The organism is Bifidobacterium pongonis (assembly GCF_019331805.1).
Lineage (GTDB): Bacteria > Actinomycetota > Actinomycetes > Actinomycetales > Bifidobacteriaceae > Bifidobacterium > Bifidobacterium pongonis.
On the sequence record NZ_JAHBBE010000001.1, the window covers coordinates 59,836 to 82,624 of the forward strand.

Consider the following 22,789-nt stretch of genomic DNA (forward strand, 5'->3'; position numbering starts at 1 on the left):
ACGCAGGTTTGAAATTTTCGGATAGAGGATAGGACAACTGTGGCTCTCATCGTGCAGAAATACGGCGGCTCCTCCGTGGCCGACGCCGAATCCATCAAGCGCGTCGCCCGCCGTGTTGTGGAGACGAAAAAGAAGGGCAATTCCGTCGCCGTGGTCGTTTCGGCCATGGGTGATACGACCGATGACCTTATCGAGCAGGCCCTCAGCATCGATTCCAACCCGCCTGAGCGCGAGATGGACATGCTGATGACCGCCGGCGAGCGCATCTCCATGAGCCTGCTCGCCATGGCCATCCACGCCGAAGGTGCGAGCGCACATTCCTTCACCGGTCAGCAGGCCGGCTTCTTCACCGATGCACGATACGGTGCCGCGCACATCAAGTCCGTGAAGCCCGATCGCGTCAAGCATGCGCTCGACGAAGGCGATGTGGCTATCGTGGCCGGTTTCCAGGGCATCAATGCCAATGGTGACGCCACCACGCTCGGTCGCGGCGGTTCCGATACTTCCGCTGTCGCGCTGGCCGTCGCCCTCGACGCCGACATGTGCGAGATCTACACCGATGTGGATGGCGTGTTCACCGCCGATCCGCGCATCGTCCCCACCGCCAAGCGCATTCCGTGCATCGACTACGAGTCGATTCTCGAAATGGCCGCATGCGGTTCGAAGGTGCTTGCGCTGCGCTGCGTCGAATACGCCCAGCGTTTCAACATGCCGCTGCATGTGCGTTCGTCCTTCTCCCACAGGCCGGGCACGCTGGTCGTGCCGAACGGTGTGGACCCGCGCACGCTGCCGAACCTCGACTAGTCAACGAAATCCCCATCCCAACAGAAGCGAAGGCAAGAGAACATGAGCGATAAGAACGAATCCATGGGTGACCTGTTCCCCGACCTCGGCCCGGAGGCGCCGGTCATCTCCGGTGTGGCCCACGACCGCAGCGAGGCTCTGGCCACGGTGCGTGGCGTGCCGAACGAGCCCGGCATGGCCGCCAAGGTGTTCACTGAGCTGGCCATGGCCGGCGTGAACGTCGACATGATCGTGCAGGCGGGCGCTTCCGTCGGCACCGCCGATATTTCCTTCACCGTGCCTGAAGCCGCGGTCAAGCAGGTCCGTGAGATTCTCATCGAAAGACACGACGTGCTCGGCTACAAGTCCTTCGACATCGACACCAACGTGGGCAAGGTCGCCGTGGTGGGCGTCGGCATGAAGACCCATTCCGGTCTGGCCGCCAAGTTCTTCAACGCGCTGAGTGACAAGGGCATCAATGTGCTGATCATCTCCACGTCCGAGATTCGTATCGCCGCCCTGGTGCCGCTGGATCAGCTCAACGACGCCGTCAAGGCGCTGCACACCGCGTACGGTCTCGATGCCGATCAGGTGGAAGCCGTGGTGTACGGCGGTACCGGTCGCTGATTCTGGGGCCGATTCGACGTTCCGCTTGAGGCGGGTTCCGCGCAGACGCGTGGGGCCCGCCTCAAGTCTTGTGTAAGCGCGTTTGTGCGTTCGCGCGTTGGCGTGCATCATGCGGCGCGGCACGCTGCACATCGCGCCGCGCATCACATCCCGCAGACTGTGCTGCGCGGTATCAGCCGTATAAACGCAAAAACGGAGGTCGGATCGGTTTCCCGACCCGGCCCCCGCAAATGCGACGTATTGATGCGAACGCGCCTGCTAGACGCGGCTAGACGTGGCTAAGCACGGCTAAACGCGGCGCGTTACAGCATCGCCGCGAATCACCGAATCACTTCTTGGTGATGTAGCCCAGCGCCTTCAGCATTTCCGCGCTTTCCAGAGCGCCTCCGGCGGCACCACGCAGGGTGTTGTGGGCAAGACCCACGAACTTCCAATCGAAGATGGAATCCTCGCGCAGACGGCCGATGGAAACGCCCATGCCGCCCTCGTAGTCCACATCCAACTTGACCTGCGGGCGATCGTCCTCGGTGAGGTACTGGATGAAATGCTTCGGCGCGTGCGGCAAGCCCAGCTCGGAGGCTTTGCTCGTGTAGTTGACCAGACGGTCGATGAGCTCGTCCTTGGTCGGGTTCTTGCCGAAGTTGATGAACACGGTGGCGGTGTGGCCGTTGAGCACGGGCACGCGGATGCACTGCGACGTGATCTTCAGCGGGCCGTCGAACGGCACGATCTCGCCCTTGTCGGGATCCACGTGGCCGAAGACCTTCAGCGGTTCCTTCTCGGACTTCGCTTCCTCGCCGGAGATGAACGGAATGATGTTGCCCAGCATTTCCGGCCAGTCGTTGAACGTCTTGCCCGCGCCGGAAATGGCCTGATAGGTGCTCACCACGACTTCGCGCGGTTCGAATTCCTGCCATGCGGCCAGAGCCGGGGTGTACGCCTGGATGGAGCAGTTCGGCTTGACGGCGATGAAGCCGTGCGTGGTGCCGAGACGCTTGCGCTGGTGTTCGATGACCTCGTAATGCTGCGGGTTGATCTCCGGCACGACCATCGGCACGTCCGGGGTCCAGCGGTGCGCGCTGTTGTTGGACACGACCGGGGTTTCGGTCTTCGCGTATTCCTCTTCGATGGCGCGAATCTCGTCCTTCGGCATGTTCACCGCGGAGAACACGAAATCGACGTCCTTGACCACGTCTTCCACGTCGGCCACGTTCTTGACGACCATGTTCTTCACGAATTCCGGCATCGGCGTTTCCATCTTCCAGCGACCGCCGATGGCCTCTTCGTAGGTCTTGCCGGCGCTGTGCGCGGACGCGGCAAGGGTGACCAATTCGAACCACGGATGATTTTCGAGCAGCGTGACGAAGCGCTGACCAACCATGCCTGTAGCTCCGAGAATGCCGACCTTAATCTTTTCGGACATAACAACCTCTCGCTTAATGCTGGAACGGTTTCGTATGATTGCACGCTTGAGGTCGACCAGCCGGCCCAAAACGACTCCGTGGGCGGCCACACGCGTTGTTTTATCTTACGTAATCCGTGGAACAACCCGGTTCCGCTATCCGTATGCTGGTCTGCGCCGAGTGCCGTCGGAATCGGGGCGTCCGGGCAAACGTACCGATGAAAACGGTGAATGATGTTTCGCGAGCGTATGATATGGAGCATGAATATGAGTTGGGGCGAACAACGCATCAATGCAAGGAATCTCGGCATGGAGAGAGCATCCTCGCTCAAACTTGAGGATGAATCGTTCGATGCGTTGCTTCACGAACTAGACGAGCCCGTTCCCGCTGAGATGAAGGAGCTTATGCGGAGAGAACCGCAATGGGCGTAGCCGACGCGGCTTCGCGCTTTGGGTGAAGCGCTCGCGTACACTGGAACCATGTCAATCGCATCAGCAGAAGCGCGCAAACAGCTTGATCGCATCGTCGCCTTGGGGTATCCGGACGTGGCCGATATGGCGGCCGACGACTTCCGGGCATTGGCCAATCCGCTTATCAATGCGCTGGAGCATTGCGATTTGGGCAAGGATATTCTGCTGGTGCCCACGCGCGAACTGGTGTCTCCCGAATCCCTGATCGCCCGTACTTCCATCAACCGCATGGCGGGATTCACTACCATGCCGCCGCGCGATATCGCCAGCTTCCTTCCCCAGGACGGGTTCGAACCGCCGGAAGGTCCGTTCTATCTCGTTGTCGAACCGCATACCGGCACCTGCTATATCAATCGTGAACCCGATGTGGCCCGTAAACTCATCGACGCCGATGATCGCCTTCCGCTCACACTTGAGGAGGGGCTTGCCATCGCCACGCAGCATCCCGATTGGCTGGAGGTCAAGAACGGGTTCAATCTGCTCGGATCGCGTTCCACGGATGGGCGCGTGCCGAGCATCTGGATGAGTCAGAATGCGCCGCGTTTGGGCGCGGTGTGGCCGAATTCCCGTCACACCTGGCTGGGTAACGCGTATTGCGTCGCCCGTCGTGGCGTCAGTCTGTTCCACTGATGCTGCCTGTCAACCTTTTCGCATTAGTCCCGCGTCGGATCACGTTGAGCCAGCAGGAACACCAGCGCCAACGCCAGCAGAATCGCAATCGACAGCACACCCATCGACGCATTGCCGGTGATCGACGTGGTGGTCGCCACCAGGAACGTGCCCAGTACGGAAGCCGTCTTCCCGAACACATCGTAAAAACCGTAGTATTCGTTGGCGTGATGCTTGGGGATGAGCTTGCCGTAGTACGAGCGTGACAGGGCCTGGATGCCGCCTTGGAACATGCCTACGAGAATCGCGAGAATCCAGAATTCCGTGGCGGTACGCAGGAAGAACGCCGCGAAGAACACGATGCACAGGTAGGCGATCACCGCGGCGACGATCATGGTTTTGCCGCCGAAACGGTCGGCGAGCCTGCCGTAGATGATCGCGCACGGGAACGCGACGAACTGCGTGACCAACAGTGCGGCGACCAGCTGCGTCGAATCGATGCCCAGTTGCGTGCCATACGACGTGCTCATCGAAATCACCGTGTTCACCGCATCGATATAGAAGAAGAACGCGAGCATGAACATCCACAGCGGCTTGTTCGTACGAATGGCGCGGAATGTGGAACGCAGCTCGCCGAACGTGCCGCGGATCGCCTCGCCCGCCTGATCGCGCGTGGCACGGTAATGCGTTTGACGGTAGCTGGTAAGCAGCGGGATGGTGAACGCGACCCACCATACCGCCGTGATCACGAACGAGATGCGCGTGCACAGCACCGTAGGCAGGCCGAGCAGCGCCGGACCGCCGAAAATCAGCGCGATGCATGCGATGAACGGAACCGTCGAACCGATGTACCCCCATGCGTAGCCGTGCGAGGACACGCGATCCATGCGCTCATCGGTGGTGACGTCGACCAGCATCGAATCGTAGAAGGTGAGCGAACCGTTCAAACCGATGGTCGCCAGTATGCAGACGATGAGGAACGCGAGCCATCCGAGCGGCAACGCCATTGCGCAGCACATCACCACGCCGGTCAGCAGAAAACCGGTGAAGAACCTGATCTTCATGCCTTGCACGTCGGCGATGGACCCCAGCAGCGGCATGAGCACGGCAATGACCAGTGAGGCGATCGTCTGCGCATACCCCCAGGTCGACACGATATTGGATTGCCCCGCGGCTTTCAGCAGTGAATTCGCGTAGATCGGCACCACCGCGGTCGAAAGCAGCACGAACGCCGAATTGCCCACATCGTAGACGATCCATTTCTTCTCCCGCGCGGTGAACTTCATGCTCGGTGCCGTTGTGCGCGAAGGTGACGGATTGCCGGCGCTCCCGCCGCTCGGAGTGCTGCCGGTGCTGCCGGCGTCTCCGGTATTGCTGGCCGTGCCGGCCGTGGTGCTGTGAGTGGATGCGCTGTTCGCCATGCGTGTCCTTCCGCGCGGTTCGTCGGTGTCGGGCACCATTGTCCCCCATCAAACTGGGAGCGTGTGCGCATGCTGGTGAACGGTGGGTGAACGCTCGCCTGATTGGCGGTATCGCGCGGGCCGTGGAGGTGCGCGTAAGGAAGTGCGACCAGGCGTGCGGCGCGACGGCGGAGCCGCAACCGGGCGGTTCCCGGCCACAATGCCTTTCTATGGTTTTTCTATGACCCGGTATCAACAACACCTTTATCCACACGCTTGCGCTCGCTGCGGTTGGGTGCTTACGATATCACCATCGTTGCGAAAGATGCACGAGAAGGGGATTAACGATTTTCTTCGTGCTCACACCAGTTCGATTACCGGTTTCGCACACGATAAGACCGGAATGTTGGATGTCCGGTCGTTCCATACCGATTCGGCGGAAGCCGAAGGCAATCGATAAGAAAGGAGCCTACCGACATGTCTCGTATGATGATGACGTATTCCACCGAAGGAATCAACCGAATGTGTTGCATGATGGGTTCCATGATGGCCATGATGGCCGAGGGTCCCGCGGCTCGCTGAGTCGGCGCGCCTGACCCATTCCCATTTTCCGTTCTCACATCACCCGGGTCGCACCCGTTTCCGGGCATACGTGCACTATGCCCAATTCCCATATTCTTTCGCGGATCGCCGCGGTACTGGGCGAAGCCATACCCAAAATCGGCTTGGTCCGCCGCGGCCCCGCCTTCCATATGCAAAGGATCATCATGACCACTGACGGCAGCAATGACGGTTTTGAATACCAGCGTTTCGAACGTCACTACACCGAACGTCCCAATGTCACCGAATCGAGGCTGCGCCTGATCTGGGCGGCGTTGACCACCAGACTTCCCGGCCGCACCCTGTCCATCGGGGCGGGAACCGGGGATGTCGAGGAGGCCCTGCGCGAACGGTACGGGTTCAGCGTGGACGAGATCATCGAACCGTCCGACGCGTTGCTTCCCGCTCTGCAATCCAAGGGATTCAACGTCTGGCATGGCATTGCCGAGGATTACCCGTACGAACCGCAGTCATTCGACACGATCTATTACAACGGTTCCAGCCATGGGTTCATCGACGATGAGGATCTGGAAACCACGTTGCGTAAGAACTATGATGCGCTGCGACCGGGAGGCCGTCTGATTCTGTCCGACGTGCCGAAGGAAAGTCCGTTGGGCATCATCCTGTTCACCATCCAGAACCATCCCGATATCGACCGCTCGCCGTACGCCGACCTGCTGTCGGGAACCGCGTTCTTCGATATCGCGCAAGGCGGCGTACCCACGTACAAGCCGAACTGGCATGTGACCACGTTCTACATCGATCTGCTGCGGCGTATCGGTTTCACCGACCTTGAATTCAAGCAGACGGTGCTCGCGAACGCGACCTATCAGGATGACCACGTCGAAGACCCCATCGCTGGGTACGGCAAAGGCAATTATGTGGCGATTATCGCCACCAAGCCCGCGAAGTAACCGTTCCTTCCGCGTAGCCGTTCCTTCGCCGCCTTGCCGCCGTGCGCACATGCCGTTCGTATGGAAAACGGTTCGCATAAGCGGTGCCGGGCGGCGGTGGAGGCCGGCTGCGCATACCCATTACCATTCAACACATTCATTTTATTCGTCTAATTTCATTTTTTTTGAGGAGTATCCCATGACCCGTTATCTCGTTTCTGAATCCGTGACCGAAGGCCATCCCGACAAGGTCGCCGATAAGATCTCCGACGCCATCGTCGACGCCTACCTTGCCCGCGACCCCGATTCGCGTGTGGCCGTCGAAACCGTGGTCAAGGAAGGGCTGATCGCGCTGGAAGGTGAAATCTCCGCGCCGTTCACGCTCAACCACAGCGAAATCGCACGTCAGGCCATTGCCGAAATCGGCTACACCGACGCCGACAGCGGCCTGGACCCCAAGGGCGCCGGCATCATCAACAACGTGTGGCCGCGCGACTTCTCCTCCGATTTGGGCGACTACGGCCAGGAAACCGCGTACACGCCCGAGGAGCGTGATCACCTGTATGACACCTTCGTCGGTGATCAGGGACTGGTCGTCGGTTATGCGACCGACGAGACGCCGGAATACCTCCCGCTGCCGTACGTCGCCGCCACCAAGCTGGCGCGTCGTCTCGCGCAGGTTCGTAAGGACGGCACGATCGAGCAGCTGCGCCCCGACGGGAAAACCGAAGTGGTCGTCGCCTACAACGAGGACCTCTCCACGCCGCTGCGTTTCGAAGCCGTGCTGATCTCCACGCAGCACAGGCCGGACATCCCGCTGGACGAGGTGCGTCGCAGGGTGTATGACGAGGTGCTCGTCCCCGTGCTCGACGAGTTTGGTCTTGACTATTCGCACGCCACAATCGTGATCAACAGGACGCCGTTCATCCAGGGCGGCCCCCACTCCGACGCCGGTCTCACCGGCCGCAAGGTCGTGGTGGACACGTACGGCGGCATCGGCTCGCACGGCGGCGGTGCCTTCTCCGGCAAGGACCCGCACAAGGCCGACCGTTCCGAAGCGTACGCCGCCCGTTGGGCCGCCAAGAACATCGTGGCGGCCGGGCTTGCGCACAAGGCGCAGGTGACGCTCGGATTCATCGTCGGCAAGGGCGCTCCCGTGTCCATCGATGTGGAAACCTACGGTACGCAGACCGTGCCGCGCCAGATCATCCAGCAGGCGGTCGAGCAGGTGTTCGACTTCCGACTGCTGTCCATCATCGATCAGCTGGATCTCGAACGTCCCATCTACTACAAGACCGCCGCATACGGTCATTTCGGACGCGACGATTCCGACTTCACCTGGGAGCGTCTCGACAAGGTCGAGGCTCTGCAGGCCGCGGTCAAGCAGATCGGCGAGCGCGCCGATGCCGGTGCCGAAACCGATGAGGTTGCGGAGGCGAACGCCATTGTGCGCGAGGCGGAGATTCTCGTGCACTGACCTGCTGGTCCGCGTTGATTCGCGCTGATCCGAACCGCGTTGTGTTGCGTTGCATTGCGTTGCACGGAAACATGCGGGATCACGTGAAGTCGTGTGAAGGGGCACACGGAACGCGGTGACATTCAGTCGGCAGCCGTCCGAGAAGCCAGTGGCTTCCGTCGCTGTTGATCGGCCGGCTGCCGGCATAACGCCCATCCGCAGATGAAGGGGTGCGGATGGGCGTTTTCTATCAATCCATTCGTAGAGAGAAAGCAAAACATCATGGCAACATCAATACGAGGTTCCCGCCGAGCGGCGAGACGGAATCTCATCATCGCGCTGGTCGCTGTACTGGTCGTTGTGGCCGCGGTCATCGGCACCAACATCGTGCGCACCGCGTCGGCCGCGAAGAACACGAGTCGCGTCGTGACCGTCGGCATCACCGGCGAATCGCAGAAACCCATATGGGATGCGGTGCAGGAGGAACTCGACTCGCAGCAGGCGGGGATCACCATCGTGACGAAGGCCTTCAGGGACGGCGCGATACTCAACCAAGTGGTCTCCGACGGCGAGGTGGACCTCAACGCGTTCCAGCATTACGCGTACTTCAACGACGAGAAGGCCAAGAACGACTATAAGCTCACGCCGATCGCCGAAACGTATATCTGCGAGCTCAACCTGTACTCCGACAAGTACAAGAGCCTGAAGGATTTCAAGCCCGGCGACCAGATCGCGATCCCGGAGGACGCCACGAATTTCGGTCGTGCGCTCAAGGTGCTGGATTCCGCCGGACTCATCAAGCTCAAGGACCGCACGAAGGCGAACCCGGGCCTGGAGGACATTGCGGAGAATCCGAGCGGCGTCAAGATCAAGCCCAATGATGCGGCGACCATCCTCAATCTGCTGCCGGATTACGCGGCCGGCATCACCAACGACAACTATGTGATCGATGCCGGCAGGGAACTCGATTCCGCGCTGTACCGGCCGAAGATCTCCCTGACGGATGAGGCGTTCAAGCCGTATATCAACATTCTCGTCGCGAATACGGCGAAGAAGGATGACCCGGCGTACGCCAAGGTCATCAAGGCGTACCATTCCAAGCGCGTGGCGAAGGCGATCGAGACGAACTTCAAGGGGGCGATCGTTCCGGCGTTCACCTACTGATCCGGGTGGATGCGAAAGCGCGGAAGATGCTGAAACGGGGTGCGCCCGCCGGTTATGCCGACGGGCGCACTTCTTGTTTCCGCTCTTATCGACGTTTTTCGCCGCGCCTCCGGCCGCCGCCGAAAAGCGTGCGGATGATGGTGAGCGCGCTGAACCCCAGCAGGCCGGTCAGCAGGGCGAACACCTGCGGGCGGCGCAGCTCGTTGCGGATGCCGGTCAGGTCCGTCGCGCAATGGTCGCCGAAGAACACGCTCACCTCATTGCTGGAGTATCGTCCGATCAGCTCGCCCCAAGTCAGTACGCGCGTGACGTATCCGCGTGGATTGCGCTCGTTGAATTCGAAGAACCGTATGCCGCGCAGCCGTGATTTCGGGCCGTAGCAGCCGAATCCGCAGGTCGGCGAATAGCCGAGGTCGAGATCATGCGCATGCGCGACGAAGGAATTCTTGTGATCATGCCCGCAGTACAGTGCGAAATAGCCGCCGGCATCGTTCATCGCATGCACTTCGCCGGCGTTCGTGTCCGGGCAGCCGATGCCTTCGCCCAGCCGTGACCCGGGCCGGCAGATCTCCGTGCGCAGCGTGTAGCATCGCCCGGCATACCCGCGCGTGCCCTCCACCGCGTTCGGCGTCCACATGGGCACTTCCTTCAGGCAATCGTAGAATTCCTGCGGGGGGATGTGCTGGAACACGATCGCCGGCACGGGTTCGCCGTCGCCGTTGCGTGCGCCGAGTTCGCGCTGCACGGTTCCCAGCCAGTCGATGGCCTGCTGCGTCGGCGTGCCATACCCGTCCGAATCGGCCAGATCCCAAGCGTGCGGGTTGGCCGTGTAGTCGATGTAGGACGCCATGGAACCATTGGAGGTGCCGGAGGTGCCGGAGGTGCCGGAGGTGCCGGAAGTGCCGGAACCGCCGATTTCGCTTTCGTCGGCTTCACCGATGCCGCCATCCTCCGCATAATCGCCGGAATTCAGCAGCATCACGCTCATGGCGATGCGCCCGGACCCGTCCGAGGATTCGATCGGCAGTGCGAAAGTGCCTGGTTCCGGCGCGAGCTGCGACGAACCGGGGGAGGGGTTCAGGCATCCGGGGAATTCACGGTAGATGTCGTCCTGTTCGTCGGCGAGAATGCCGCATTGGAAATCGTGGTTGCCGTATGTCGCGGCGAAGGGGATGCCCGCATCCGTCACCGGTTTCAGGAAGGAACCGAAGGTGCCGCGCACCTTGCCACGGGTCTCCTCCAGTAGCCTGTCGATTGCGGAACCAGCGTCGGTTCCGCGGCGCAGGCGCTGTTTGATGCCTTGCAATCGCGCTTCAAGCTTCGTCACCGCACGCAGCCTGGCACCGGGGCGTTCGCCGCGGCGACGCAGGAACGTGTCGATGTAGGCGGGGTCGTAACCGCGGATCTGGTCGCCGGTGAGTACGATCAGATCGGGATCGGCCTCACGGATCGCGGCCTCGATCAGCCGGATCGTATCGGGACTGACCTTCGGGCCGTCTTGGATGTCGGCCAATTGCAGCACGCGGAAGCTGCCGTCGTCGCGGAAACGCAGATTCATATCACCAACTGTAGTGGTTGACGGGCCGCGATATGCGGCGATTCGGTGCGGGAATCGGCGGCGGTTCCCGCACCATTCCTTACCTTGGTGAAGATATTCCGCCATATCACGAAACACGGGTAAGCATTGGGGTGAGGAGCCGCTAGGATTGGCCGCAGCGCATAAGTAACATGCGCGTAACAAACTGATGGCCGGGTAATCCGGCAAAACCAAGATAAGGAGGAGTGATGGGTCAGGATCAATCGTCTGTGTTTGATCTCGCGGCTGTGGCTGCGGCGTCCAACGGAGGTAACAACGACCCGCTGCTGCCTCCGGCGCGTTTCATTGGAGCTCCGCAAAAGCCCAGCAAGATGCCGTACACCAAGTACGTCGCATACGATAAGCAGGTGCCGTTTGATTACCCGGAGCGTACGTGGCCGGGCAAGCGACTGCAGCGTGCACCGCGTTGGTGCTCCGTCGATCTTCGTGACGGCAACCAGGCCCTCGTCAACCCGATGGATTCCGAGCGCAAGCTGCGCTTCTGGAACCTGCTCGTGTCGATGGGCTTCAAGGAGATCGAGGTCGGCTTCCCGTCGGCTTCCGAAACCGATTTCGACTTCATCCGTATGCTGATCGAGCGCGAGCTCATCCCGGACGACGTCACCATCGTCGTGCTCACCCAGTGCCGTGAGCATCTGATTCGCCGCACCTACGAGGCGCTGAAGGGCGCCAAGCGTGCGATCGTGCACTTCTACAATTCCGTTTCCGTGCTGCAGCGCGAGGTCGTTTTCCGCAAGAACAAGGAAGAGATCAAGAAGCTGGCCATCGACGCCGCCGAACTGTGCAAGAGCCTGGAAAGCGAAGCCGAAGGCATCGACCTGTACTACGAGTACTCCCCGGAGTCCTTCACCGGCACCGAGCCAGAGTACGCCGTCGAGGTCTGCAACGCCGTGACCAGCGTGATCAAGCCGACCCCCGAGCATCCGATGATCATCAACCTGCCGGCCACGGTCGAAATGACCACCCCGAATGTGTTCGCGGACGAGGTCGAATACGTTTCCAACAACCTCAACGACCGTGACTCCATCGTGCTGTCCCTGCACCCGCACAACGATGAGGGCATGGGCGTGGCCGCCACCGAGCTGGCCGTGCTCGCCGGCGCCGACCGTGTGGAAGGCTGCCTGCTGGGCAACGGCGAACGCACCGGTAACGTCGATCTGGTCACCCTCGGCCTGAACTTCCTGACCCAGGGCATCGATCCGCAGATCGACTACTCCAACGTTCCGGAGATCCGCAAGACCGTCGAGTACTGCAACCAGATCAAGATCTCCGAGCGTCACCCGTATGCGGGCAACTTCGTGTTCACCGCGTTCTCCGGTTCCCATCAGGACGCCATCAAGAAGGGTCTGGAGGCCCGTCAGGTGGCCGCCGACCGCGCCGGCGCCGATCTCGACAAGTTCGTGTGGCTGGTGCCGTACCTGCCGATCGATCCGAAGGACATCGGCCGTACCTACGAGGCGATCATCCGCGTGAACTCCCAGTCCGGCAAGGGTGGTATGGCCTACCTGCTCAAGACGAACCACAACCTTGATCTGCCGAAGCGTCTGCAGGTCGAATTCGACAAGGTCGTGCAGAACTTCGCCGATGAGACCAAGAAGGAAGTCAAGGACGAGGACATCTGGCGTCTTTTCAAGGACGAGTACCTGCCGGTCGAGGAATCCGGCGCCACCGCGGCCGGTGTCGTGGTCGGCGACAGCAAGGACGAGACCCTGAAGCAGTGGGGCCGTCTCAAGCTCCTCAAGGTCGCCGTCTCCTCCGGCGAGGATGGCTCCGACACCGTGCTCAAGGCCAAGGTGCTTGACCGTGGCATCGAGCCCGGCGACGAACCGCGCGAACGTGAGGTTTCCGGCATCGGCAACGGTCCGATCGCCGCGTTCCTCAACGCGCTGTCGAACTTCGGCATCGAAGCGTCCGTGATGGATTACGCGGAACACACCATGTCCGTCGGCACCGATGCCATGGCCGCATCCTACGTGGAATGCCAGGTCGGTGAGGACGCCGAATCCCAGATCATCTGGGGTGTCGGCATCGATTCCTCCATCACCACCAGCGCGCTGAAGGCCATCATCTCCGCCATCAACCGTTCCGAGCGCTGATTCCGGCCCGGCCGGTCGATCCGGCCGCTGTGAACGCATAAAAGGTCCCGCATCCGTTTCCCACGGATACGGGACCTTTTGCGTAGTCTGCGGCCCGGTACTACCGTAAGCGCCGCCAGAACAGCGGCAAACGGATACGGAAAAGCCCGAACGCAAGGTGCGCGTTCGGGCTTTTCCCTGCTTGTTCGGCGTGCCGTTATTCAGCGTATCGGCCACCTGCCGAACAAGCGATGAGGCTGGAACTATTCGGTTCCGGTACCTCCACCGGAATTGGCGGTGCCGCCTCCGGAGTCACCGGTGCCACCGGTGTCGCCGGTACCACCGCTGCTGGTGCCGCCTCCGCCTGCCGTATTCCCGGAGTCTCCCGTACCGCCGCTGTTCGTGGTGCCGGGAGTGCTCTGGGTGCCAGCATTCGCATCGGTGCCACCGGTCGTGCCGTTCGTGGTGCTATCGGTCGTACCGCCGTTGCCGGTCGTACCGTTGTTCTGCGTACCGTAGTTGTAGTAGTTGTACGAGTACGTCCTTGAATAGCCGGTTCCCCACGTGCCGTCGGGGCCTCCGACCTTACCGTTGTCCTTGGCGGTGGGGAACGCCTCGTTCGGGGTGCCGTCCAACGCCTGTTTCATGTACTGGGTGAACAGGTGCACCGGGTAGTCGGAACCGCCGCTCCAGCTGCCGAATGACGGGATCACCTGCGGATTGCCGTTCGCATCCGGGTACCACATCGAGAACACCGACACCACGGAAGGCGTGTAGCCGCAGAAGCTCGCCGCATACGAGTTGTTCGACGTACCGGACTTGCCGGCGATGGTATGGCCGGTGTTCTGCGCTTCGGTCGACGTACCGTATTGCACGACGCCCGTCAGCGCCTTGGTCACCAGGTTCACGTCGTTGGCTTGGAACACGCGCTCGGTGGTGGAGGGTGCGATATACAGGTCCTTGTCGGCGGAACTCTTCACGCTGGCCACGATGTGCAGCGTCGGCTTCTCGCCCTGATTGGCGAGCGTGGCGTATGCGCCGGTCATATCCTTCACGGTGAGCGCGTTGTTGCCGAGCACGGTGAACGGCTCGGAACCGTCGAGCGACGTGCTCTCCACGCCTGCGGTTCGGGCGGTTTCGGCGATTTTCTGTGTGCCGAGCTTGGTCTGCAGATCCATGAACACGGTGTTCGACGACATTGCCGTCGCGCGATACAGGTTGATGTAACCGTAGTTCGCGTTGCCGAAGTTGCTCACGGTGTTGGTGATGCCGGGGAAGGTTCGGTAGGAGTTGCCGTTGAACACGGTGTTGAGGCTGACGCCCTCCTGCACTGCGGCGAGCAGGGCGAACGGCTTCATCGTGGAGCCGACCTCATACTGCGCCTGCGTGGCGTTGTTGTACTGCTTGGTCAGATAATCGTCACCCGCGTATACGGCGAGTATCGACCCGTCCTTCGGATTGGCGCTCATCGCGCCGAACTGCATGCCGTCCGGCACCACGCCGGCCATGCCGTTGTTGGACGGGCTGACGACCTGCTGCATGAGATCCTGCTTGCCCTTGTCGATGGTGGTGACGATCTTGTAGCCGCCGGTGTCCAGATCCTCCGTGGTGAAGGCCTTGGCATCCACCAGCTCGTCGCGCACCATTTGCAGCAAGTAGCCGTTCGGGCCCTTGTAGACGTCCTGCAGCTGCGTGTTCTGCACGGTTTCGGGAAGTTGGGCCTCCTTCGCCTCCTTGCTGGTGATATAGCCGTCCTCATGCATGATGTTGATGACGCGCTTGAATCGCGATTCGGCCTTCTTCTGGTTCACCGCCGGGTCCCAGTTGGAGGGGGAGGGGATGATGCCGGCCAGCATGGCGGCCTCGTTGAGGGTCAGATCCTGGGCGTTCTTGTTGAAGTAGGCCTTGGCCGCCGCCTGGATGCCGTATGCGCCGCGGCCCAGGTAGATGGTGTTCATGTAGTTGCACAACACCTCATCCTTGTCCTGCGTCTGCGCGATCTTCAACGCGAGGATGGCCTCACGGATCTTGCCCTTGTAGCTGGTGGTTTCGCCCAGATAATAGCGTTCGGCGTACTGTTGGGTGATGGTGGAACCGCCTTGGCGCGTGCCCTTGGTCAGATTGTTGATGAGCGCGCGGGCGATGCCCTTGATATCGATGCCGTTGTCCTGGTAGAAGGTGCGGTTCTCGGAGGCGACGATGGCGTTTCCTATGTATTTCGGCAGGGCGTTGCACTGGATGATGGTGCGGTTCTGCTGGGAGAAGGTACCCAGTTCCGTGACGCCGTCGTTGTAATACACGGTGGTGTTCTCCGCCATGGCGACCTTTTCGGGCTGCGGGATCTCCGTGGTGATGTACAGGTAGGCGAACAGGCCGATGCCGGCCAGAAGACCGGCTCCGATCAGGCCGAGCACCCACTTGAGAATAAGATGCTTGCGGCGGCCCTTCAGCTTCGGGCCCCGGCCGTTGGTGCGATGGTTGCCGCCGCGATAATGGCGTGCGGCGGGCGAATTGGTTGTCGCGTTCTTCCGTGGCCTGGTGCCGTTGTTCGAACGACGGGCTCCGTTCGCCCTCGTGGAACCGGCGCTTCGTCCCGACGAGCGGGTGTTGCGACCACTGCTTGCGCTACGAGATTGTGACATATGTTCTACCGTAACCACAAGGCATGAGAAAACTCCCGTTTTTTCGTCCGGAGAGGGCGAAAAAACGGGAGTTTCCGTCGAATCCTCACAAATTCCCGCGCCTGCGGGATGCGCTATATCACTTCTTGAGCAGCGGTGCGACCTGCTCCTCGTACGCGGTCAGCGCGGTGTCGATCACGTTGTGCATGTCGTAGTACTTGTACGTGCCCAGACGCCCGCCGAACACGGTGTTCGGCTCGGCCTTGGCCAGCTCCTCGTATTTCGCGTACAGCGCCTTGTCGGCCTCGGTGTTGATCGGGTAGTACGGCTCGTCGCCGCGCTCGGCGAAACGGCTGTACTCCTCCCACACCACGGTCCTGTCCGGGTTCTGGGAGTCCCTGCGCTCCGGGTTGAAGTTCTTGAACTCGATGGCGCGGGTGTAGGGCACGTCCGCGTCGGAGAAGTTCATCACCGGGCAGCCGAAGTGGTCGCCCTCGTCGTAGCGCACCTCCCTGAAGTCCACGGTGCGCCACTTGAGCTCGCCGAGCGAGTAGCCGAAGTAGCGGTCCACGGGGCCGGTGTACACGACCGGCACGCCCGCCTCGGCCAGCGCCTTTTTGTTGAACGGCTGGGACTCGTCGAAGAAGTCGGTCTTCAGGGTCACGTGGATGCGCGGGTCGTCGATCATGCGCTCCATCCAGGCGGTGTAGCCGTCCGCGGGCAGGCCCTCCCACGTGTCCCTGAAGTAGCGGTTGTCGTAGTTGAAACGCACCGGCAGGCGGTTGATGATGCCCGCGGGCAGGTCCTTCGGGTCGGTCTGCCACTGCTTGCCCGTGTAGTTCTTGATGAACGCCTCGTACAGCGGGCGGCCGATCAGCGAGATGCCCTTGTCGTTGAGGTTCTGCGGGTCGGTGCCGGCCAGCTCGCCGGCCTGGCTCTCGACGAGCGCCCTGGCCTCGTCGGGCGTGTAGCGCGCGTGGAAGAACTGGTTGATGGTGCCGAGGTTGATCGGCAGGGGGTAGACCTCGCCGTCGTGCGTGGCGTACACGCGGTGCACGTAGGGGGTGAAGGACGTGAAGCGGTTGACGTAGTCCCACACGCGCTTGTTGGAGGTGTGGAACAGGTGGGCGCCGTACTTGTGGATCTCGGCGCCGGTCTCCTCGTCCATGTAGCTGTACGCGTTGCCGCCGATGTGGTCGCGCACGTCGATGATCTCGACCCTCACGCCCAGGTGCTCCACGGCCTGCTGGGCCACGGTCAGGCCGAACAGGCCCGCCCCCACGATCACCAGATCCGGATATTCCACTTGCGCCATAGCAAAACCTTCCATCGTCGATGTGCGCTTTTCCTGCGTTACAGTGTACCGTCTGCCCGGATGTTCGTCCCATCGCCGCTCCCGCTGGCGGCGTCACGCCGTCAGATGCCGAAGCTTGCCGCCTTGTCGCCGTATTTGCTGCGCACCGCATCCAACGCGGCTTCCGCGGTACGCAGCCTGTGCGATGCGGTGCTTTCGTCGGCGCGGCCGGTTTCCTCCAGCACATCGTCCAGTGAGGGCTGCACGGCGGTGGAAGCCGCCTTGCTCAAACCGCTGACGCTCACACCCACCAGCCGGACTTGGCGGGGGAGTTCGGCCGCGTCGGTGCTGTGCGGCATGCCGAGCATGGCGTGCAACAGTTCGACGCACACAGGGTAGAGGGCGCTCGCCGCGTCCACAGGGCGGTCGAGGGTGCGGGACCGGGTGCGATAGCTCAGATCGGCGAACCGCAGTTTCACGGTCACCGTGCGTGCCAGAAAACCGCGGGCGCGTAGCGAACGTGCGACGTCATCGCAGGACAGGCGCAACTGCCGGCAGGCGATCGTGCCATCCGTGGTGTCTTTCAGCAGCGTCTCCTCGGATCCGATGGATTTCTCCACATGCGTGGGCGTGACGGCGCGATCGTCCAAGCCGTGCGACGCCATCCACAGGTGGTGGGCGCCGGCGGGCGATCCGGTGGCTTGAGTGAGTTGCGCCTCGTCAAGCTGGGCCAGGTCGGCCACCGACATGACGCCCCACGCCGTCAGATGCCGTTCGAGACTCGGTCCGATGCCGGGAATGCTGCGCAACGGCATCATCTGCACGAATTCCGCCGACCGTGCCTTCGGGATGAGCAGCATGCCGTTGGGTTTGGCGTTTGTGGATGCGATTTTCGCCACCAGCTTGTTGGCCGCGATGCCCACCGAACAGGTCACGTGGAACCTGCTTTCCACCTCACGCCTGATCCACGCGCCGATCGTGCTGGGCTTTCCCCAGCGCAGCAATGCGCCGGAAACGTCCATATACCCCTCATCCACCGAAACCTGTTCCACCTGATCGGTGACGGCATGGAACACGTCATGCATGATCGCCCGCGACACCCCGCGGTAATACGTCATATCCACCGGCAGGAACACGGCGGAAGGGCATAATTGCCTCGCCCGCGCCGAAGGCATGGCCGAATTGATGCCATACCGTCGCGCTTCGTAACTCGCCGCCGACACCACCGATCGCGGGCCGATGCCGATCACGACCGGCTTGCCCCGCAACTCCGGGTGCCGCGCCACCTCCAACGATGCGTAGAAAGCGTCCATGTCGATATGCAGCACGGTGCAGCCGGTCTCATCATGGCCCCAGTCGCGTTTGGCCGCCGCCAGTCTCGGTGCAGTGCTCATACGACCATGGTACGAGCTTCACGCGGGATTGTCGAACAGATGTTCGAGGTGAGGTCGGCGTGCGAATCGACGGCGATCCGAATACGAAAAAGGCTTCCGAATCGCTTCGGAAGCCCAACCCGCGGAGTGAGGGGGATTCGAACCCCCGAGCCGCTTACGCAGCTAACACCTTAGCAGGGTGCCCCTTTCGGCCACTCAGGCATCACTCCATTGCGTCATTACGACGCAACATCACAGTACTTTACACCACCCCAAGATGTCAACCCGCCGATATGCGGCAAAAAGAAGAAAAGTTTTTCCGAAGACCGCCATACGGTCGTTACGCCGGGCGGGAGGGCGAGTTGTCCATTGAACTCGGATACCCTATTTCAATAGGAGAAGCAGAGAACGAGAGAAGAGAAGCGATGAACCAGAACAGCGGGGAATACTATCACGGCCAACACGCGGCGAAGCGTTCGCCGGTGCCGGTGATCGTCGCGGGCATCGTGGCGTTGGGGCTGATCGTGGCGCTCGCCGTCGGCGTGTGGAGCATGCTGAAATCCGGCAACGGGCAATCCACGCGCACCGCGAGTTCCGCGAGCGCGTCCAAATCGACCAAGTCGACCGACTCCGGCAAGAGAACCGTCGAAACCGTCAAGGAGCATCACGGCAATTCGCCCGACTGCCCGGATACGGATTGCATTTCCATGCTGGTCAACGGCGATCTGCTGTTCCATGAGGGGCTGTGGGAGCATTTCGCCGGGGCGAACACTTCCGCCACCGATGGCACGGCCTTCAACTTCGATCCGCTGTTCGAACCGATGAAGAAGTACATCCAGGCGTCCGACATCGCCGTATGCGAGTTTGAGACGCCCATCGCCCAGCGCGGCGGCCCGTACAGCGCATACCCGATCTTCAACATTCCACCCGAAGTCGCGGATGCCGCCAAGAACGTCGGCTATCAGGCGTGCACGCATGCCACCAACCATTCGTGGGATCAGGGCGCGGACGGTATCGCACGTCTGTGGGACACGCTGGAGGCGGACGGCATCGCCCAGACTGGTTCATACAAGACCGAAGAGGATTCGCTCAAACCGTTGGTCATCGATTCGCCGACCGGCGGCGGCAAGCTTGGCCTGATCACCGGAACCGTGTCGCTTAACGGCATGACCGCCGATCAGGATTGGCAGGTCGACCGTCTGCGCGAAAGCGGCGATCCGAATCATGAAAGCGATATCCAGAAGGCCGTCACCAAGGCGAAGAAGGCACGCGAACAGGGTGCCGACGTGGTGGCCATCGCCATGCATTCCGTGCAGGAGTATCTCGATTACGCTGATACATGGCAGGTTTCCGAGGCGCATGAGCTGGCGGATACCGGCGCGTTCGACGTGATCTACGGTGCCGGGTGCCATTGCGCGCAGCCGATCGAGAAGTACAACAACACATGGATCATCTACGGTTTGGGCAATGCGGTGACGGTCACGTCGTACATTCCCGGCAACGAGACGAACAACCAGGGCGTGACGGCCCGCGTCCAGTTCGCGGGCAAGAAGGGCGTGGCTGGATCGTGGCGCGTGAGCCGCATCGACTGGCTGCCGACCGCGAACATGAGGCAGGGGGAGTACCGGTGGTGCCCGATCTCCTCCGACCATCCGGACGGGACGTGTTGGAGCGAAAGCGAGGACGAGACCCAGCGGCAACGCATCTCGAACGTGATTTACAGCTTGGGCGCCGACACCAATGTGGTGCATGAATGGAATCTCACCGCGGAGTTGCAGGCCAAGCAGCAGGCCAAACAGCAGAGCGATCAGCAGTCGGCTCAGACGAGCGAATGACGCCCGATGCTCCTAATCTGTCGAGTATGACGCAAGTGTATGAGACGCAGGCCGAACGTACCGACCTGCCATTGGTGGTAATGCCGTCCCTGCTCGACTCCATGGTCGAGCCCATCCGTTCCCAGTTCCCGCGACTGCAGGATGTCGCGCGCGTACGTATGTACGAGGAGTTCACCTCCGACGAGGACACGATCGCGGAGCGCCTGCACGACGCGGACGTGCTGCTGGTCGGCGGCTACCATATCAGCGACGACCTGCTGCGCCGCATCACCGGTCACGGCCCGAAGGGCGAGGCGGAAGGCCATGTCAAGTGCATCGTGTTCTGCGGCACCGGTGTGGCGAGCTATGTGGACCTCGATCTGGCACGCGAATTCGGCGTGCGCGTGTGCAACGCCGAACATTACGGCGATCATGCCGTCGCCGAACACGCCTTCGCGCTCATGTTCGAACTGATCCGCCATATCGGCGAGCTCGACCGTGACGTCAAGGAAGGCAACTGGGCGTGGAAGGGCGGTGACGGCCTGCAATTGGCCGGTCGTCGTCTCGGCATCATCGGATTGGGCGGCATCGGTTCGACCGTCGCCTCGATCGGCAAGGCGTTCGGCATGGAAGTCAGTGCCTGGAATTCGCATGTGCCCGCCGAACTGTTCGACCGTTGCGGCGCCACCCCAGTGGAAAGCATGGACGAGCTCATCGAATCCAGCGACATCGTCTCCGTGCACCTGCCGCTGATCGACGGCGCGACGCGCGGCATCATCACCGCGGAAAACCTGGAGCATCTGCGCCCGGGCACGCTGTTCATCAACACGGCCCGCAGTGAGGTCATCGAACCCGGTGCACTGCTCGCGCGACTGCAGCGCGGCGACATCCCCGCCGGCCTCGACGTGTTCGACCATGAGCCGCTGAAATCCGACGACGCGATCTGCCGGATCCCCGGCATCGTGCTCACCCCGCATGTCGGCTGGCGCACCGACGGCGCGTTCAAGGAACTCACCCGTCAGATGGTCGAATGCGTGCGCGCCTTCCTCACCGGAGACGAATTCAACGTCGTCGTGCACGAGTGACGCGGCACACGGCCCGGTGGCGTGCGTGAACGGGCATGACGAACAATCCTGGCGAACGGACCCGGCGAACGAATCAGGCAGACATCAGACAAGCACGATAGACAGGAAAGAACAACCCGTATGCGTACCATTCTCGACCCGGCAGGCAAGCCGGCGCATGACGCCTTCGTGGAGAAGAAATCCGAATTCATAGGCGATGCGGCGCATATCGACAGTCTGGATGAGGCGCTCGCCTTCGTCGCCACGATCCGCGACCAGCATCCGAAGGCCCGTCATGTGGCGTACGCCGCCGTGGTGGGTGGTTCGGACGGCCGTGTGTCGGAACGCATGAGCGATGACGGCGAGCCGTCCGGCACGGCGGGCAAGCCGATCCTCGACGTGCTGCGTGCCAACGATCTTACGGATTGCGTGGTCGCCGTCACCAGGTATTTCGGCGGTATCCTGCTGGGGTCCGGCGGTCTGATCCGCGCCTATTCCACGGGCGCGTCCATCGCGGTCAAAGCCGCGAAAGGCGTGGACATCGTGCCCTGCCGGCGCTATCTCGTCACCTTGGACTACCCGCAGCTGGCCCGCTTCCAGCAGCTGCTCGCCTCCGTCGACGGCGTGCAGTCCGATGAGACCTACGCCGCCGACGTCACATTGACGGCCACGCTGCCGTTGAACAATACGGCGGTTTTCGAAGAGCGCGTGCGTGAAACCTTCAACGCCACCATCGCCCCCGAACCCATCGACACGGTGAACAGGGCCATCGCCTCCCGCTGAACGCCGCCACCTCTGGGCTACACTGGTGAACCATGACCGACGAAGAGAGCACCAAGAGCACCAAGAGCACCGAAAACGCCGAGAATGCCGAAGGCATCGAAAACACCGAGAACACCGAGAGTGCCGGGAATACCGGGAACGACAAGGGTTTCGAGCCGTTGACCGTCACCTACGAACGTCTGCGCCACAGCACCGATTCCGCCGAACTGTCCGAGTTCGCGCGCCGTCCGCTGCCCGACCGTGACGATCAGGCGGCGTTCTCCCGAGCCACGGCATTGCTTGAAGCCGTGGGCGGCAATCCGAACACGCCTCTGGAGGATCGCGTGTTCCTGGCCGAGACGATGCCGTTCCCGAATGTGCTGGTCAAGCTCGCCAAGGATCCGGAGGCCTCGGTGCGTAAGGCCGTGGCCGGCAATACGGACGACAAGAACTGGCTGGTGGGCCGGTTGACCAAGGATCCGGAGCAGGAAGTGCGCGATGCGGCGCTGCGTAACAAGCGGACATCATGGAAGATGAGGCTCGAAGGGGCGCAGAGTCCGGATAGCGATGCCCAGATTTTGGACTTCCTTGCGACATTGGGTACGGAACTTGAGCCCGACGCGCCGAAGGTGTTGTCGTCGATGGTGCGTCGCGCTGTGGCGCTGAATCCCAACGTTTCTTTGCAAACGTTAGCGAAATTGGAGGCCGATCCGTCGCTCGAAGTGCGCCATGCGGTGGAAAAACGCCGCAGGGAACGTGAAAAATAGCTCGATATGTCTCAGCT

The 22,789-nt window shown here is 61.7% G+C and carries 18 protein-coding genes and 1 tRNA gene; 12 read left to right on the plus strand and 7 right to left on the minus strand.

Annotated elements, in window-relative coordinates:
• The first annotated feature begins 39 nt into the window (after positions 1–39).
• Positions 40–804, plus strand: a complete 765-nt coding sequence (locus tag KIH75_RS00210) for an aspartate kinase (protein ID WP_219054932.1) — start codon at positions 40–42, stop codon at positions 802–804.
• A 42-nt stretch (positions 805–846) separates the two neighbouring features.
• Positions 847–1,410: an ACT domain-containing protein gene (locus tag KIH75_RS00215; protein WP_219054933.1), complete on the plus strand. Its 564-nt coding sequence runs from the start codon at positions 847–849 to the stop codon at positions 1,408–1,410.
• 328 nt (positions 1,411–1,738) lie between these two features.
• Here the strand turns inward: KIH75_RS00215 and asd are convergent, their stop codons facing one another.
• On the minus strand, positions 1,739–2,833 hold the full coding sequence (gene asd, locus KIH75_RS00220) for an aspartate-semialdehyde dehydrogenase (protein ID WP_219054934.1): 1,095 nt from the start codon (positions 2,831–2,833) through the stop codon (positions 1,739–1,741).
• A gap of 246 nt (positions 2,834–3,079) precedes the next feature.
• Between asd and KIH75_RS00225 the strand changes: the two genes are divergently transcribed.
• Together KIH75_RS00225 and KIH75_RS00230 are read left to right on the plus strand one after the other, a co-directional pair.
• Complete coding sequence (locus KIH75_RS00225; protein ID WP_219054935.1) at positions 3,080–3,244, plus strand: hypothetical protein; 165 nt, start codon at positions 3,080–3,082, stop codon at positions 3,242–3,244.
• 48 nt (positions 3,245–3,292) lie between these two features.
• A complete protein-coding gene (locus KIH75_RS00230; protein WP_219054936.1) occupies positions 3,293–3,913 on the plus strand; it encodes a DUF5701 family protein in 621 nt (206 codons plus the stop codon).
• A 23-nt stretch (positions 3,914–3,936) separates the two neighbouring features.
• Here the strand turns inward: KIH75_RS00230 and KIH75_RS00235 are convergent, their stop codons facing one another.
• Positions 3,937–5,178, minus strand: a complete 1,242-nt coding sequence (locus KIH75_RS00235; RefSeq protein WP_236027934.1) for an MFS transporter — start codon at positions 5,176–5,178, stop codon at positions 3,937–3,939.
• An 881-nt stretch (positions 5,179–6,059) separates the two neighbouring features.
• Here KIH75_RS00235 and KIH75_RS00240 point away from each other — a divergent pair.
• The 3 genes from KIH75_RS00240 (at position 6,060) to KIH75_RS00250 (ending at position 9,405) form a co-directional block, all read left to right on the plus strand.
• The gene (locus KIH75_RS00240; RefSeq protein WP_219054938.1) at positions 6,060–6,806 is read left to right on the plus strand and encodes a class I SAM-dependent methyltransferase; all 747 of its coding nucleotides are present in this window, start codon (positions 6,060–6,062) and stop codon (positions 6,804–6,806) included.
• 178 nt (positions 6,807–6,984) lie between these two features.
• On the plus strand, positions 6,985–8,262 hold the full coding sequence (metK, locus tag KIH75_RS00245; protein ID WP_219054939.1) for a methionine adenosyltransferase: 1,278 nt from the start codon (positions 6,985–6,987) through the stop codon (positions 8,260–8,262).
• 261 nt (positions 8,263–8,523) lie between these two features.
• Positions 8,524–9,405 carry a MetQ/NlpA family ABC transporter substrate-binding protein gene (locus tag KIH75_RS00250; protein ID WP_219054940.1) on the plus strand — a complete coding sequence of 294 codons (882 nt, stop codon included), beginning with the start codon at positions 8,524–8,526 and terminating at the stop codon, positions 9,403–9,405.
• Positions 9,406–9,490: 85 nt separating this feature from the next.
• Here KIH75_RS00250 and KIH75_RS00255 read toward each other — a convergent pair whose 3' ends face one another.
• A complete protein-coding gene (locus tag KIH75_RS00255) occupies positions 9,491–10,963 on the minus strand; it encodes a metallophosphoesterase family protein (RefSeq protein WP_219054941.1) in 1,473 nt (490 codons plus the stop codon).
• A 227-nt stretch (positions 10,964–11,190) separates the two neighbouring features.
• On the opposite strand from KIH75_RS00255, the gene leuA reads away from it, so the two are divergent.
• Positions 11,191–13,098, plus strand: a complete 1,908-nt coding sequence (gene leuA, locus KIH75_RS00260; RefSeq protein ID WP_219054942.1) for a 2-isopropylmalate synthase — start codon at positions 11,191–11,193, stop codon at positions 13,096–13,098.
• A 242-nt stretch (positions 13,099–13,340) separates the two neighbouring features.
• Here the strand turns inward: leuA and KIH75_RS00265 are convergent, their stop codons facing one another.
• The 4 genes from KIH75_RS00265 to KIH75_RS00280 form a co-directional block, all read right to left on the minus strand.
• A complete protein-coding gene (locus tag KIH75_RS00265; RefSeq protein WP_219054943.1) occupies positions 13,341–15,719 on the minus strand; it encodes a transglycosylase domain-containing protein in 2,379 nt (792 codons plus the stop codon).
• Between the two features lie 118 nt (positions 15,720–15,837).
• Complete coding sequence (gene glf / locus KIH75_RS00270; RefSeq protein ID WP_219054944.1) at positions 15,838–17,013, minus strand: UDP-galactopyranose mutase; 1,176 nt, start codon at positions 17,011–17,013, stop codon at positions 15,838–15,840.
• 101 nt (positions 17,014–17,114) lie between these two features.
• The gene (dinB, locus tag KIH75_RS00275) at positions 17,115–18,386 is read right to left on the minus strand and encodes a DNA polymerase IV (protein WP_219054945.1); all 1,272 of its coding nucleotides are present in this window, start codon (positions 18,384–18,386) and stop codon (positions 17,115–17,117) included.
• 122 nt (positions 18,387–18,508) lie between these two features.
• Positions 18,509–18,595, minus strand: a tRNA-Ser gene (locus tag KIH75_RS00280).
• Between the two features lie 195 nt (positions 18,596–18,790).
• Between KIH75_RS00280 and KIH75_RS00285 the strand changes: the two genes are divergently transcribed.
• The 4 genes from KIH75_RS00285 (at position 18,791) to KIH75_RS00300 (ending at position 22,772) form a co-directional block, all read left to right on the plus strand.
• Positions 18,791–20,200 (plus strand): CapA family protein, encoded by a 1,410-nt coding sequence (locus KIH75_RS00285; RefSeq protein WP_219054946.1) that lies wholly within the window; start codon positions 18,791–18,793, stop codon positions 20,198–20,200.
• A 26-nt stretch (positions 20,201–20,226) separates the two neighbouring features.
• The gene (locus KIH75_RS00290) at positions 20,227–21,264 is read left to right on the plus strand and encodes a D-2-hydroxyacid dehydrogenase family protein (RefSeq protein WP_219054947.1); all 1,038 of its coding nucleotides are present in this window, start codon (positions 20,227–20,229) and stop codon (positions 21,262–21,264) included.
• 120 nt (positions 21,265–21,384) lie between these two features.
• The gene (locus tag KIH75_RS00295) at positions 21,385–22,026 is read left to right on the plus strand and encodes an IMPACT family protein (RefSeq protein WP_219054948.1); all 642 of its coding nucleotides are present in this window, start codon (positions 21,385–21,387) and stop codon (positions 22,024–22,026) included.
• A gap of 32 nt (positions 22,027–22,058) precedes the next feature.
• On the plus strand, positions 22,059–22,772 hold the full coding sequence (locus KIH75_RS00300) for an AbrB family transcriptional regulator (protein WP_219054949.1): 714 nt from the start codon (positions 22,059–22,061) through the stop codon (positions 22,770–22,772).
• Positions 22,773–22,789: the final 17 nt, after the last annotated feature.